At 57.2% G+C, this 14,550-nt stretch carries 13 protein-coding genes; 10 read left to right on the top strand and 3 right to left on the bottom strand.

Annotated elements, in window-relative coordinates; genetic code table 11:
* Positions 1-36: 36 nt before the first annotated feature.
* Positions 37-519: an SsrA-binding protein SmpB gene (gene smpB / locus Q6A51_RS16450; protein ID WP_025258480.1), complete on the bottom strand. Its 483-nt coding sequence runs from the start codon at positions 517-519 to the stop codon at positions 37-39.
* A 125-nt stretch (positions 520-644) separates the two neighbouring features.
* Here smpB and Q6A51_RS16445 point away from each other — a divergent pair, with 125 nt between their 5' ends.
* On the top strand, positions 645-1,079 hold the full coding sequence (locus Q6A51_RS16445) for a type II toxin-antitoxin system RatA family toxin (RefSeq protein WP_201020552.1): 435 nt from the start codon (positions 645-647) through the stop codon (positions 1,077-1,079).
* Positions 1,072-1,386, top strand: a complete 315-nt coding sequence (locus Q6A51_RS16440; protein WP_304575277.1) for an RnfH family protein — start codon at positions 1,072-1,074, stop codon at positions 1,384-1,386. Before Q6A51_RS16445 ends, Q6A51_RS16440 begins: the two co-directional genes overlap by 8 nt.
* 66 nt (positions 1,387-1,452) lie before the next feature.
* Here the strand turns inward: Q6A51_RS16440 and Q6A51_RS16435 are convergent, their stop codons facing one another.
* A complete protein-coding gene (locus Q6A51_RS16435) occupies positions 1,453-1,974 on the bottom strand; it encodes an outer membrane protein assembly factor BamE (protein WP_201020550.1) in 522 nt (173 codons plus the stop codon).
* A 98-nt stretch (positions 1,975-2,072) separates the two neighbouring features.
* Here Q6A51_RS16435 and fur point away from each other — a divergent pair, with 98 nt between their 5' ends.
* Positions 2,073-2,480, top strand: a complete 408-nt coding sequence (fur, locus tag Q6A51_RS16430; protein ID WP_025258484.1) for a ferric iron uptake transcriptional regulator — start codon at positions 2,073-2,075, stop codon at positions 2,478-2,480.
* A gap of 51 nt (positions 2,481-2,531) precedes the next feature.
* Here fur and recN read toward each other — a convergent pair whose 3' ends face one another.
* Positions 2,532-4,205 (bottom strand): DNA repair protein RecN, encoded by a 1,674-nt coding sequence (gene recN / locus Q6A51_RS16425; RefSeq protein WP_304575276.1) that lies wholly within the window; start codon positions 4,203-4,205, stop codon positions 2,532-2,534.
* A 272-nt stretch (positions 4,206-4,477) separates the two neighbouring features.
* Between recN and grpE the strand changes: the two genes are divergently transcribed.
* From grpE to greA, 7 genes are all read left to right on the top strand, one after another.
* On the top strand, positions 4,478-5,041 hold the full coding sequence (gene grpE, locus Q6A51_RS16420; RefSeq protein ID WP_201020548.1) for a nucleotide exchange factor GrpE: 564 nt from the start codon (positions 4,478-4,480) through the stop codon (positions 5,039-5,041).
* A gap of 103 nt (positions 5,042-5,144) precedes the next feature.
* Positions 5,145-7,061, top strand: a complete 1,917-nt coding sequence (dnaK, locus tag Q6A51_RS16415; protein ID WP_201020547.1) for a molecular chaperone DnaK — start codon at positions 5,145-5,147, stop codon at positions 7,059-7,061.
* Between the two features lie 324 nt (positions 7,062-7,385).
* Positions 7,386-8,519 carry a molecular chaperone DnaJ gene (dnaJ, locus tag Q6A51_RS16410; protein ID WP_025258488.1) on the top strand — a complete coding sequence of 378 codons (1,134 nt, stop codon included), beginning with the start codon at positions 7,386-7,388 and terminating at the stop codon, positions 8,517-8,519.
* Between the two features lie 24 nt (positions 8,520-8,543).
* Complete coding sequence (gene dapB, locus Q6A51_RS16405; protein WP_201005542.1) at positions 8,544-9,347, top strand: 4-hydroxy-tetrahydrodipicolinate reductase; 804 nt, start codon at positions 8,544-8,546, stop codon at positions 9,345-9,347.
* Between the two features lie 213 nt (positions 9,348-9,560).
* Positions 9,561-10,697, top strand: coding sequence for a glutamine-hydrolyzing carbamoyl-phosphate synthase small subunit (carA, locus tag Q6A51_RS16400; protein WP_201005540.1), 1,137 nt, complete (start codon positions 9,561-9,563; stop codon positions 10,695-10,697).
* Between the two features lie 137 nt (positions 10,698-10,834).
* The gene (gene carB, locus Q6A51_RS16395) at positions 10,835-14,056 is read left to right on the top strand and encodes a carbamoyl-phosphate synthase large subunit (RefSeq protein WP_201005534.1); all 3,222 of its coding nucleotides are present in this window, start codon (positions 10,835-10,837) and stop codon (positions 14,054-14,056) included.
* Positions 14,053-14,529 (top strand): transcription elongation factor GreA, encoded by a 477-nt coding sequence (gene greA, locus Q6A51_RS16390; protein WP_201020544.1) that lies wholly within the window; start codon positions 14,053-14,055, stop codon positions 14,527-14,529. The genes carB and greA overlap by 4 nt, the downstream gene beginning before the upstream one ends.
* Positions 14,530-14,550 lie beyond the last annotated feature (21 nt).

Below are 14,550 nucleotides of genomic sequence, written 5' to 3'. Positions count from 1 at the left end.
TCGCGAATGAATTCGCTCCTGCATAAAGGGCTTGGATCAGTCGTCCTTGCCCTTGCTGCGCACAGCCCGTTGCAGCTCGCGATCCGAATCGCGCTCTCGCTCGGTATGGCGCTTGTCGTATTCCTTCTTGCCTTTACCCAGAGCAATTTCGCACTTGATCAAGTGCTGCTTCCAGTAAAGGGAAAGGGCTACGCAGGCATAACCTTTCTGCTGCACCGAGCTTGTGAGCTTTTCAAGCTCGCGCTGGTTCAGCAACAGTTTGCGGGTGCGTGTCGGGTCAGCGATGACGTGTGTGCTGGCGGTCTTGAGCGGCGTGATATGGCTGCCCATCAGCCAGGCCTCGCCATCCTTGAGCAGCACATAACTGTCGACCAGCTGTACCTTGTTGGCACGCAGGCTTTTTACTTCCCAGCCAGCCAGGACCAGACCGGCCTCGAACTTGTGTTCGATGAAGTAATCGTGACGCGCCTTTTTATTTTGCGCGATGGTCCCTGTGGGATGTTTCTTGAGCTTAGCCATAGGGGCGGCATTATAGGGAGTTGCTTCAATGTCGGCTACGGGAAAGCGTGCGCTTGAGCACGATGGATGAATCCCGGACAATGCTTACTCTTTGTTTGCCGCTCAGCTTTGGAAATGACGCTCACATGACTACGCATATTCAGCGCTCGGCTCTTTTGCCGTATCCGGCCCGGTTTCTGTACGACCTGGTCAATGATGTGGCTCGCTATCCCGAGTTTCTGCCCTGGTGTTCTTCCTCGGTGGTGCTTGAAGAAAGCGAGACGCACATGCGCGCAAGTCTGGAGGTCGCCAAGGGGGGCCTTAGCCAGAAATTTGTAACGCGCAATGTACTCGTGCCAGGAGAGTCCATTGTGATGGATCTGGTGGAAGGGCCTTTCAACCAGTTGCATGGTGTCTGGACATTCAAGCCGCTGGGTGAAAAGGCCTGCAAGATCAGCCTGGACCTTACCTTCGATTATGCTGGCTCCATTGTGCGTGCCACCTTGGGGCCACTGTTCAATCAGGCTGCGAATACCCTTGTCGATGCCTTTTGCCAGCGAGCCAAAGAGCTGCATGTCTGACGAGATGATCGAGATCGAGGTGGTTTATGCCGCCGTTGATCATCAGGTGTTGCTCACCGTTGCTGTGCCTGTTGGCTCATCGGTGCAGCAGGCTCTTGTCGTTTCGAGCATACAGAAGCAATTTCCTGAACTGGATCTGGCTCAATGCCCTGTGGGCATTTTTGGCAAGGTGGTGAAAGATCCTTCGGTGCGTGTGCTTGAGGCGGGTGATCGCATCGAGATCTATCGCCCGCTGCTGGCTGACCCGATGGAGGTGCGGCGCCTGCGTGCTGCAAAGGCACGCTTGAACAGAGATGCCATGCCCTGAGTTTTTCCAAACTCCAGACAGCAAAAAGCCCGGCATGCCGGGCTTTCTTGTTGAAACTGTTTCCGATTAATGCGGAGTTGTTTCCAGAGGTTCCTGCACAGGGACCGGAACAGTTTCGACGCTGTCCACATCCTTCTGGATCTGGTCCAGCAGCGAGCCTGGCTTGGCTGGCGCTTCGGGTGCCTGCTGTGGCTGGGCTTCAGCCGGGACTGTCTGGTTGCTGCGATTGCCGAGAATGGCTTCATCACGGCTCACGCCGGGCATGAAGTCTCCGGAAAGGCTGACCAGTTGATCATTGCCATTGAAGATCAGGCTGATGCGTTCCTGTTGGCGTTCACCGCCACCGGGCTGCAGACTGTACAGGTAGTCCCAGCGATCAGTGTGGAATGTGTCAGTCAGCAGGGGGTTGCCCATGATAAACCGTACTTGTCGCCGGGTCATTCCGGGACGTAACTGGTCTATCATATCCTGCGTAACGACATTTCCCTGTTGGATGTCGATTTTGTAAACCCCGGGGAATGAACAACCGGCGAGTGCGAGCAGTCCCACAAGGGTGAAACTGGTTAGCAAGAGCTTGGTGTTTTGCATCGGTGGGCGACTTCCACTATCTTGGCTGGGACAACGTAAACCCGGATCATACCTGCATTAAGAGAAGCTGCGAAGCAGCGTCTGCGAGAAAGCTGACCATGGTTGAAAATAGCGAACTACGTAAAGCAGGACTTAAGGTGACATTGCCTCGGGTCAAAATCCTTCAAATGCTCGATTCTGCCGAGCAGCGCCACATGAGTGCCGAAGATGTCTACAAGGCGCTGATGGAGGCTAGCGAGGATGTCGGTCTGGCCACGGTCTACCGTGTTCTGACTCAGTTTGAAGCTGCTGGATTGGTGGTTCGCCACAATTTCGACGGCGGTCATGCTGTGTTCGAGCTGGCTGATGGCGGCCACCACGACCATATGGTCAATGTGGAGTCCGGCGAGGTGATCGAGTTCTTCGACGAAGAGATCGAGAAGCTGCAGAAGGCAATCGTCGAGAGACACGGTTACGATCTGGTGGATCACAATCTTGTGCTCTACGTTCGTAACAAAAAGGCGTAAGCCAGCGACGACAAAGGCGACCTCAGGGTCGCCTTTGTGCTTTGTGGGGCATCAGTTTTTTGCGGTGATGACCATTTTCTTCGCGTGAGCCAGAGACTCCTTGGTCAGGTCGATGCCGCCGAGCATGCGTGCCACTTCTTCTATGCGTTCATTCTTGTTGAGTTTCGATACAGCGGTGCGCGTTGCATCGCTGCCTCTGACCTTGTGTACGAACAGATGCTGATGACCTTGTGCGGCGACCTGCGGCAGATGGGTGACGGTCATGACTTGCCCGCGCTCGCCCAGGCGGCGCAGTAGCTGGCCGACAATTTCGGCTGTCGGGCCGCCGATGCCCACGTCCACTTCGTCAAATACCAGAGTAGGCACGCGGGAGGTCTGTGCAGTGATCACCTGGATGGCCAGACTGATCCGTGACAACTCACCACCCGAGGCTACCTTGGCCAGTGCTTTCAGTGGCTGCCCGGGGTTGGCGCTGACCAGCAATTCGACTTGTTCCAGCCCGTGGGGAAGCAGGTCGTTGCCGGTATTGGGTTTCAACTCGATGGTGAATCGACCGCCTGGCATGCCCAGGCGCTGGATTTCTTCCTCGACGGCGCTGGCCAGTTCGGTTGAGGCGCGTTGGCGCGAATCGCTCAGTTCCCTGGCTTTTTCCTGATAGTGGCGTGCAAATGAAGCCAGTTCGTGCTCAAGCCGCTCGATGGATTCATCGTTGGCATTGAGTGTTTCGATCTCGTCCAGAAGCTTTTGCTGCAATGTGCTCAGTTCGGTTGGCTGGATGCGGTGTTTGCGGGCCAGCGTATAGATGCTGTCCAGGCGCTCTTCGAGTTGTTGCAGGCGTGCAGGGTCTGCGTCGAAATGATCCAGGAAACGATTCAGCTCTCCAACGGCTTCTTCTATCTGTATCTGCGCGCTGGACAGCAGGCCGGTGGCTTCGCTCAGGGCGGTTGGTGAGTTGTTGATGCTGCCGAGGCGATTCAGGCTGGCGGTCAGGGCGTTCAGGACATTGCCCGAATCGCTCTCGCTGCACTGTTCGACGACCTGACGACAGATGCTCAGCAGGCTTTCTGCATTGGTCAGGTTCTTGTGTTCCTGCTCAAGCTGTTCCAGCTCGTTCTCGCCCAGGCTCAGGCCTTCCAGCTCTTCCAGTTGATAGCTGAGCAACTGGTGTCTGGCACGCTGTTCGTCGCCGGAGTTGGAGAGTCGCTCCAGTTCCTGGCGGGTCTGGCGCCAGCGCTGGGCTGCCAGTTGAACCTGGCGTGCCAGTTCGGTCGCGCCGGCGTACTCGTCCAGCAGGCGTCTGTGGGTGTCGGTTTTCAGGAGTGACTGGTGTTCATGCTGGCTGTGGATATCGATCAGCAGTTCGCCGAGTGCTTTCAGGTCGCCTTGGGGGCAGGGCGTGCCATTGATGTAGGAGCGCGAGCGCCCTTCGGTTGTTATGACCCGTCGCAGAATGCACGGGCCGTCGTTGTCCAGGTCGCGCTCTTTCAGCCAGGTTTGCGCTTCGGGAATATCGGACAGATCGAAGGTGGCCAGGATATCGGCCTTGTCGGCTCCGGGGCGGACGACGCCACTGTCGGCGCGGTCGCCGAGCGTCAGGCCCAGGGCGTCGAGCATGATCGACTTGCCGGCACCGGTTTCGCCAGTGATTACGCTCATGCCTCGATCCAGTTCCAGATCAAGGTGTTCGACGATGGCGTAGTTATGTACGGAAAGGTGCACCAGCATGGAGTGGCTCCCAAGCGATTTGTCTGGTTATTTATACAGTGTTTTATTTGGTTCTGACAATGCTTGCACTTAGCTCGATTTGATCGGGTAACGAGCTTTTTTAGTCCTGGCAGTAATGAAAACTGGTCCGCTCAGCGCTTCGACGGCAGAGGAAAATTTTCAGGCAATGCACATATCCATCGTGTCGGGCCCTTGAAGCCTGAAAATACGTTCCCATATAGGGGGGCAGAAGCGCGAGATGGGTTCGCGGACGTTTTTGAGAGGAGAACACTATGGCTGACGAACAGAATCTGGATGCGCAAACCCAGGATCAGGCTGGCGAGACAGCTTCGAGTGATGATCTGGCAACTCGTGTGCAGGTGCTCGAAGAGCAATTGACTGCGGCACAAGACCAGTCCCTGCGTGTTGCTGCGGATCTGCAGAACGTACGTCGTCGTGCAGAACAGGATGTGGAAAAGGCTCACAAATTCGCTCTTGAAAAGTTCGCTGGCGATCTGCTGCCTATCGTGGACAGCCTGGAGCGTGGCCTGGACCTGTCCAGCCCGGACGACGAAAGCATTCGTCCGATGCGTGAAGGTATCGAGCTGACGCTCAAGATGTTCAACGACACCCTCAAGCGCTATCAACTGGAAGCAATCGACCCGCACGGCCAGCCATTCAATGCCGAACATCATCAGGCAATGGCGATGCAGGAAAGCGCGGATGTCGAACCAAACAGCGTTCTGAAAGTGTTCCAGAAGGGTTATCAGCTCAACGGTCGTCTGCTGCGTCCGGCCATGGTCGTGGTCAGCAAGGCACCGTCGCCTGTTTCGCCATCAATTGATGAGCAGGCTTGAAATCAGCTGTCTGGCCCCCATTTATAGGCCAAGCGTTTAAGAGCTACCGCAATTTGTAAACGCAGTTGCGGCAACCAAATCAAAAGTTTCGGGAGAGTCAAAGATGGGCAAGATTATCGGTATTGACCTAGGGACCACCAACTCCTGCGTCTCTATTCTGGAAAACGGCAACGTCAAGGTTATCGAGAACGCCGAAGGCGCTCGTACTACTCCTTCGATCATTGCCTACGCCAACGATGGTGAAATCCTGGTCGGCCAGTCCGCCAAGCGTCAGGCAGTAACCAACCCGCACAACACTCTGTACGCAGTAAAGCGTCTGATCGGCCGTCGCTTCGAAGAAGACGTCGTACAGAAAGACATCCAGATGGTTCCGTACAAGATCGCCAAGGCTGACAACGGCGACGCCTGGGTTGAAGTAAATGGCCAGAAGATGGCTCCTCCTCAGATTTCTGCCGAAATCCTGAAGAAAATGAAGAAGACCGCCGAAGACTACCTCGGCGAGACCGTCACCGAAGCGGTCATCACCGTTCCGGCCTACTTCAACGACAGCCAGCGTCAAGCCACCAAGGATGCCGGTCGCATCGCGGGTCTGGACGTCAAACGTATCATCAACGAACCAACCGCAGCCGCTCTGGCTTACGGCATGGACAAGGCGAAGGGCGACCACACTGTCATCGTTTATGACCTGGGTGGCGGTACTTTCGACGTTTCGGTCATCGAAATTGCTGAAGTTGACGGCGAGCACCAGTTCGAAGTGCTGGCAACCAACGGCGACACCTTCCTGGGTGGTGAGGACTTCGACATTCGTCTGATCGACTACCTCGTCGACGAATTCAAGAAAGAAAGCGGCATGAACCTCAAAGGTGACCCGCTGGCGATGCAGCGTCTGAAAGAAGCTGCTGAAAAAGCCAAGATCGAGCTGTCTTCCAGCATGCAGACCGACGTCAACCTGCCGTACATCACTGCAGACGCTACCGGTCCAAAGCACTTGAACGTGAAAATCTCGCGCTCCAAGCTGGAATCTCTGGTTGAAGACCTGGTTCAGCGCACTATCGAGCCATGCCGTATTGCTCTGAAAGATGCCGGCATCGACATCGGCGCGATCAACGACGTGATCCTGGTCGGTGGCCAGACTCGTATGCCGCTGGTCCAGAAGCTGGTGACAGAGTTCTTCGGTAAAGAAGCTCGTAAAGACGTCAACCCTGACGAAGCTGTTGCCATGGGTGCTGCTATCCAGGGCGCGGTACTGGCCGGTGACGTCAAGGACGTTCTGCTGCTGGACGTCAGCCCGCTGACTCTGGGTATCGAAACCATGGGCGGCGTGATGACTGCGCTGATCGAGAAAAACACCACGATTCCTACCAAGAAATCGCAAGTGTTCTCGACTGCCGATGACAACCAGAACGCTGTAACCATTCACGTGCTGCAAGGTGAGCGTAAGCAAGCCGGTCAGAACAAGTCCCTGGGCAAGTTCGACCTGGCCGAGATCCCACCAGCGCCACGTGGCGTTCCACAGATCGAAGTTACCTTCGACATCGACGCCAACGGCATCCTGCACGTAGGCGCGAAAGACAAGGCGACCGGCAAGCAGCAGTCCATCGTGATCAAGGCCAACTCGGGTCTGTCGGATGAAGAAATCCAGCAGATGATCCGCGACGCTGAAGCCAACAGCGAAGAAGACCGCAAGTTCGAAGAGCTGGCATCTGCCCGTAACCAGGGTGATGCACTGGTTCACTCGACTCGCAAGATGATCAGCGATGCTGGCGACAAAGTGACCGCAGAAGAGAAGACTGCTGTCGAGGCTGCTCTGGTTGCTCTGGAAGCTGCCGTCAAAGGCGACGACAAGGCTGCTATCGAAGCCAGGATCGAAGAGCTGTCCAAGGTTTCCGCGCCAATCGCTCAGAAAATGTACGCTGAGCAGGCCGAGAACCCAGAGGCTGCTGCTCAGCCTGCTGAAGAGAAAGCCAAGGCTGATGACGTTGTCGATGCCGAGTTCGAAGAAGTGAAAGACCACAAGTAAGCACATGCTTGCTTGAAAGCCAGTTGACCCGTTCCGAGCGGTGGCTGGTAGGATGTCGCCGCGCGGGAGCTTGCTCCCGCGTTGGCGTGTCTGGAACAAGCAAAATTTCGGCGTGCGGATTTTTGTCCGCAGGCCATGTGGCAAGGTCGTGATGCTCCTGCGTGACGACTCGTTCTGCCGCTTTCTCAGCCAGGTAACTGGCTGTCGAATGAAGACCAGGATCGTTGAATTGACGTGAGTTGGGTCCGGGCCTGTATGGGGCTCAACGAGTTTGGCGAGGCTCAGGAGGGTCTTGCCGAACGTCCTCAAGAGTGCGGAAGAATTATGGCAAAGCGTGATTATTATGAAGTGTTGGGGGTGGAGCGAGGTGCCAGCGAGGCTGAGCTGAAGAAGGCTTATCGCCGCCTTGCGATGAAGCACCACCCGGACCGCAACCCTGATGACAAGGCTGCGGAAGAGCTGTTCAAAGAGGCCAATGAGGCCTATGAAGTCCTGTCCGATGCCAGCAAGCGTGCGGCGTACGATCAGTACGGCCATGCCGGCATAGACCCTAGCATGGGTGGCGGCGGTTTCGGTGGTGGTGCTGGCGGTGCGAACTTCTCCGATATTTTCGGTGATGTGTTCAGCGACTTCTTCGGCGGTGGTCGTGGTGGTGGCGGTCGTGGTGGCGCGCAGCGCGGCAGCGATCTGCGCTATACCCTTGAGCTGGACCTTGAAGAAGCGGTTCGCGGTACGACCGTGAATATCCGTGTTCCGACGCTGGTCAACTGCAAGCCTTGCGATGGCAGTGGCGCGAAGAAAGGCTCTTCGCCGGTCACTTGCCCGACGTGCGGCGGTATTGGTCAGGTGCGCATGCAGCAGGGGTTCTTCTCCGTGCAGCAAACCTGTCCTCGTTGCCATGGTCACGGCAAGATCATTTCCGATCCGTGCGATTCGTGCCATGGCGAAGGTCGTGTCGAAGAATCCAAGACCCTCTCGGTCAAGGTTCCGCCAGGTGTCGATACCGGTGACCGCATTCGCCTGTCCGGCGAAGGTGAGGTGGGTTCTCAGGGTGGGCCGACCGGCGACCTGTACGTTGTGATCAATGTGCGTGAGCACGCCATTTTCCAGCGCGACGGCAAGCATCTGTATTGCGAAGTGCCAATCAGCTTCACTGATGCGGCCCTGGGTGGCGAGCTTGAAGTGCCGACGCTGGATGGTCGGGTCAAGTTGAAGATCCCTGAGGGTACTCAGACCGGCAAGCAGTTCCGCTTGCGTGGCAAGGGTGTGGCTCCGGTGCGTGGCGGCGGCGCTGGCGACTTGATGTGTCGTGTCGCGGTTGAAACCCCGGTCAATCTCGGCAAGCGTCAACGTGAACTGCTCGAAGAGTTCCGTACCTCGCTTGAAGGCGACGACTCTCATTCTCCGAAGGCCAGTGGCTGGTTCGAGGGTGTGAAGCGTTTCTTCGGTGACTTGTAAGGGCTGATTCGGCAGGAGAAGGTTATGCGACGTATTGCTGTGGTAGGCGCCGCGGGGCGCATGGGTAAGACTTTGATTGAGGCGGTTCTGTCGGCGCCGGGCGCCGGGCTGACTGCTGCCATTGATCGTCCTGATAGCACGCTGGTGGGCGCTGATGCCGGAGAGCTGGCTGCGCTGGGTCGTATCGGCGTGCCGTTGTCGGGTGATGTTGCCCGGGTTGCCGATGAGTTCGATGTCTTGATCGACTTCACGCATCCTACCGTGACGCTCAAGAATCTGGCTTTCTGCCGCAAGGCGGGCAAGGCCATGATCATCGGCACCACGGGTTTCAGTGCTGAAGAGAAGCTGCAGCTGGTTGAGGCGGCGAAAGAGATCCCTATCGTTTTCGCTGCCAACTTCAGTGTGGGTGTGAACCTCTGCCTGAAGCTGCTGGATACGGCGGCTCGCGTGCTGGGTGATGATGTCGATATCGAAATCACCGAAGCTCACCATCGGCACAAGGTCGATGCCCCTTCGGGCACTGCATTGCGCATGGGGGAAGTGGTTGCCGAGGCGTTGGGTCGTGATCTGGAGAAGGTCGCTGTCCATAGTCGTGAAGGCCAGACTGGTGCCCGTGATCGTCAGACGATTGGTTTTGCGACCATCAGGGCTGGCGATATCGTGGGTGATCATACGGTCTTGTTCGCTGCCGATGGCGAGCGCGTGGAAATCACCCACAAGGCATCCAGCCGCATGACATTTGCCAAGGGTGCTGTGCGAGCTGCCATGTGGCTCGATGGCAAGGCTCCTGGTCTTTATGACATGCAGGATGTGCTGGAGCTGCGCTGATTGTGAGTGCCGGATTTAGCCTTGTCGCATTCCGTGGGTTTTCGGGCTCATTGGTGGTAGACCAAAAAAGGCTTTTTCTGTAAGCTACAGCTTTAGTGTGTCCACTAAAAGCGCGCAGATGATTCGATAAGAAAGCGGGGTGACGTATCTACGTCATTCCGCTTTTTTGCAACCTGCGAACGCCCTTTCAGGCTTTATTTACGGGAGGTCTTCTTGACTAAGCCAGCCATACTCGCCCTTGCTGATGGCAGCATTTTTCGCGGCGAAGCCATTGGAGCCGACGGTCAGACCGTTGGTGAGGTGGTGTTCAACACCGCAATGACCGGCTATCAGGAAATCCTTACCGATCCTTCCTATGCCCAGCAAATCGTTACTCTGACCTACCCGCACATCGGCAACACAGGCACCACGCCTGAAGACGCCGAGTCCAATCGCGTATGGTCCGCAGGTCTGGTGATTCGTGACCTGCCACTGGTATCCAGCAACTGGCGTAACAAGCAGCCCCTGGACGAATACCTCAAGGCCAACAATGTCGTTGCCATCGCGGGTATCGATACTCGTCGCCTGACCCGCATCCTGCGTGAGAAAGGTGCTCAGAACGGCTGCATCATCGCCGGTGACAACATTTCCGAAGAGGCTGCAATCGAAGCGGCTCGCGGTTTCCCTGGCCTCAAGGGCATGGACCTGGCCAAAGTGGTCAGCACCAAGGAAAGCTACGAGTGGCGCTCCAGCGTCTGGAGCCTGAAGACCGACAGCCATCCTGAAATCGCAGCTGCCGAGCTGCCGTACCATGTCGTGGCCTACGACTACGGCGTCAAGGTCAACATCCTGCGCATGCTGGTCGAGCGCGGCTGCCGCGTCACCGTGGTTCCAGCGCAAACGCCTGCCAGCGATGTACTTGCCTACAGCCCGGACGGTGTTTTCCTGTCCAACGGCCCAGGCGACCCTGAGCCATGTGACTACGCCATCAAGGCTATCAAGGAAGTCCTGGAAACCGAGATTCCGGTTTTCGGTATCTGCCTGGGTCACCAGTTGCTGGCTCTGGCTTCCGGTGCCAAGACAGTAAAAATGGGTCACGGCCACCACGGTGCCAACCACCCGGTCCAGGATCTGGACACCGGCGTCGTCATGATCACCAGCCAGAACCACGGTTTTGCGGTTGATGAATCGACTCTGCCGAGCAACGTTCGCGCTATCCACAAGTCGCTGTTTGACGGCACCCTGCAAGGGATCGAGCGCACGGACAAGAGCGCCTTCAGCTTCCAGGGTCACCCTGAAGCAAGCCCGGGTCCGAATGACGTGGCTCCCCTGTTTGACCGCTTTATCGAAGCCATGGCCAAGCGACGCTGACCGGCTGCCTTGAGAATGTAGTAAGCAGGTGCCCAGGGTGGCCCCGGACAGCGAGTCCGGTTGTCGCCACCCAGGTCACCGCAAAGAAATGTTCAAGACGGCTTGCCGACTGACCTACGGATTTGAGTGACAACCCCATGCCAAAACGTACAGATATTAAAAGCATCCTGATTCTCGGCGCCGGTCCTATCGTGATCGGTCAGGCCTGTGAATTCGACTACTCCGGCGCCCAGGCCTGCAAGGCTCTGCGCGAAGAGGGTTACCGCGTCATTCTGGTTAACTCCAACCCTGCGACCATCATGACCGACCCGGCCATGGCTGACGCCACTTACATCGAGCCGATCAAGTGGCAGACCGTTGCCAAGATCATCGAAAAAGAGCGCCCGGATGCAGTACTGCCTACCATGGGCGGCCAGACTGCACTGAACTGCGCACTGGATCTGGAGCGCGAAGGCGTTCTGGAGAAGTTCGGCGTTGAAATGATCGGTGCCAATGCCGACACCATCGACAAGGCCGAAGACCGTTCGCGTTTCGACAAGGCCATGAAATCCATCGGTCTGGAATGCCCGCGCTCCGGTATTGCCCACTCCATGGAGGAAGCCAACGCCGTTCTCGAGAAGCTGGGCTTCCCTTGCATCATCCGTCCGTCCTTCACCATGGGCGGCACCGGTGGCGGCATCGCTTACAACCGTGAAGAGTTCGAGGAAATCTGCGCCCGTGGTCTGGACCTTTCTCCGACCAAGGAGCTGCTGATCGACGAATCGCTGATCGGCTGGAAAGAGTACGAAATGGAAGTTGTCCGCGATAAAAAGGACAACTGCATCATCGTCTGCTCCATCGAAAACTTCGACCCGATGGGCGTGCACACCGGTGACTCGATCACTGTTGCGCCTGCACAGACCCTGACGGACAAGGAATACCAGATCCTGCGTAACGCCTCCCTGGCTGTACTGCGCGAGATCGGTGTCGAAACCGGCGGATCCAACGTGCAGTTCGGTATCTGCCCGGACACTGGCCGCATGGTCGTGATCGAGATGAACCCGCGTGTTTCGCGTTCCTCCGCTCTGGCTTCCAAGGCTACCGGTTTCCCGATTGCCAAGGTTGCTGCCAAGCTGGCAGTCGGCTACACCCTCGACGAATTGCAGAACGACATCACCGGTGGCAAGACCCCGGCGTCCTTCGAGCCGTCCATCGACTACGTTGTCACCAAGCTGCCACGTTTCGCCTTCGAGAAGTTCTCCAAGGCTGATGCCCGCCTGACTACCCAGATGAAGTCGGTCGGCGAAGTCATGGCCATCGGCCGTACCTTCCAGGAGTCCCTGCAGAAAGCCCTGCGTGGCCTGGAAGTCGGTGTCTGCGGTCTTGATCCAAAGCTGGACCTGGCTGACCCAGACAGCATGAGCACGCTCAAGCGTGAGCTGACTGTTCCGGGTGCCGAGCGTATCTGGTACGTCGCCGATGCTTTCCGCGCAGGCCTGACTGTCGAAGAAATCTTCGGCATGAACATGATCGACCCTTGGTTCCTGGTGCAGATCGAAGATCTGATCAAGGAAGAGGAGAAGGTCAAGACACTGGGTCTTTCGGCAATCGACCGTGACCTGATGTTCCGCCTCAAGCGCAAGGGCTTCTCCGATGCGCGTCTGGCCAAGCTGCTGGGCGTTACCGAGAAGAACCTGCGCACTCATCGCCAGAAGCTGGAAGTGTTCCCGGTCTACAAGCGCGTCGACACCTGCGCTGCCGAGTTCGCCACCGACACTGCTTATCTGTACTCGACGTACGAAGAAGAGTGCGAGGCCAACCCGTCGACCCGCGACAAGATCATGATTCTGGGTGGCGGTCCTAACCGTATCGGTCAGGGCATCGAGTTCGACTACTGCTGCGTACACGCGGCTCTGGCGCTGCGCGAAGACGGGTACGAGACCATCATGGTCAACTGCAACCCGGAAACCGTATCGACCGACTACGACACCTCCGACCGTCTGTACTTCGAGCCTGTGACTCTGGAAGACGTTCTGGAAATCGTGCGCGTCGAGAAGCCTAAAGGCGTGATCGTCCAGTACGGCGGCCAGACTCCTCTGAAACTGGCTCGTGCCCTGGAAGCAGCTGGCGTGCCGATCATCGGCACCAGCCCTGACGCTATCGACCGTGCAGAAGACCGTGAGCGCTTCCAGCAGATGGTTGAGCGCCTGAACCTGCGTCAGCCGCCAAACGCGACTGTGCGCAGCGAAGACGAAGCCATTCGTGCTGCCGCAAAAATCGGTTACCCGCTGGTTGTGCGTCCGTCCTACGTACTGGGCGGCCGGGCGATGGAAATCGTCTACCAGGAAGAAGAACTCAAGCGTTACCTGCGTGAAGCCGTTCAGGTTTCCAACGACAGCCCGGTATTGCTGGACCACTTCCTGAACTGCGCAATCGAAATGGACGTCGATGCAGTCTGCGACGGAACCGATGTCGTCATCGGCGCGATCATGCAGCACATCGAGCAGGCAGGCGTTCACTCCGGTGACTCCGCATGTTCGCTGCCGCCTTACTCGCTGCCGGCTCACATCCAGGACGAGATGCGCGAGCAGGTCAAGAAGATGGCCCTTGAGCTGGGTGTTGTCGGCTTGATGAACGTTCAGTTGGCGCTGCAAGGCGAAGACATCTACGTCATCGAAGTGAACCCGCGTGCATCGCGTACCGTGCCTTTCGTGTCCAAGTGCATCGGTGTTTCCCTGGCCATGATCGCTGCCCGCGTCATGGCAGGCAAAACCCTGAAAGAGCTGGGTTTCACCAAGGAAATCATTCCGAACTTCTACAGCGTGAAAGAAGCGGTCTTCCCGTTCGCCAAGTTCCCGGGTGTTGACCCGATCCTCGGCCCAGAGATGAAGTCGACCGGTGAAGTCATGGGCGTGGGCGATACCTTCGGTGAAGCCTTTGCCAAGGCTCAGGTGGGCGCCAGCGAGATTCTGCCGACAGGCGGCACTGCGTTCATCAGCGTGCGCAATGACGACAAGCCACTGGTTGCTGGTGTTGCCCGCGATCTGATCAACCTCGGTTTCGAGATCGTGGCGACCGCCGGTACGGCGAAGCTGATCGAAGCTGCGGGCTTGAAGGTCCGTCGTGTCAACAAGGTGACTGAAGGCCGTCCTCACGTGGTCGACATGATCAAGAATGACGAAGTCACTCTGATCATCAACACCACCGAAGGCCGTCAGTCCATCGCCGATTCTTACTCCATTCGTCGTAACGCCTTGCAGCACAAGATTTACTGCACCACTACTATTGCTGCAGGCGAGGCCATCTGCGAAGCGCTCAAGTTCGGTCCTGAAAAGACCGTGCGGCGCTTGCAGGATCTACATGCAGGATTGAAGGCATGATCAAATACCCAATGACTGTCCAGGGCGCTCGCGCCCTGGAAGAAGAGTTGACGCATCTGACCAAGGTGGTTCGTCCCAAGCTCAGCCAGGACATCGGTACTGCGCGCGAGCTGGGCGACCTCAAGGAAAACGCCGAATACCATGCTGCCCGCGAGCAGCAGGGTATGGTTGAGGCGCGTATCCGGGATATCGAAGGCCGTATGCAGAATGCGGTCATCATCGATGTCACCACCATTCCTCATACAGGGAAGGTGATTTTCGGTACGACTGTCCAGATCGCCAACGTTGAAACCGACGAATCTGTTACCTATCAGATCGTTGGTGAGGATGAGGCCGATATCAAACTGGGCAAGATTTCCGTCGGTTCGCCTATCGCTCGCGCCTTGATTGCCAAGGAAGAGGGTGATGTGGTGGCGGTGAAAACGCCTAGCGGTGTGATCGAGTACGAGATCATTGAAGTCCGTCACGTTTGATGGGGTGCGCCCGTTTCCTGC

The organism is Pseudomonas serbiensis (genome assembly GCF_030580745.1).
In the GTDB taxonomy this organism is placed as follows: Bacteria; Pseudomonadota; Gammaproteobacteria; order Pseudomonadales; family Pseudomonadaceae; genus Aquipseudomonas; species Aquipseudomonas serbiensis.
Note: the sequence above shows the minus strand (reverse complement) of the source record. Positions and strands in the feature narration are given on the sequence as shown.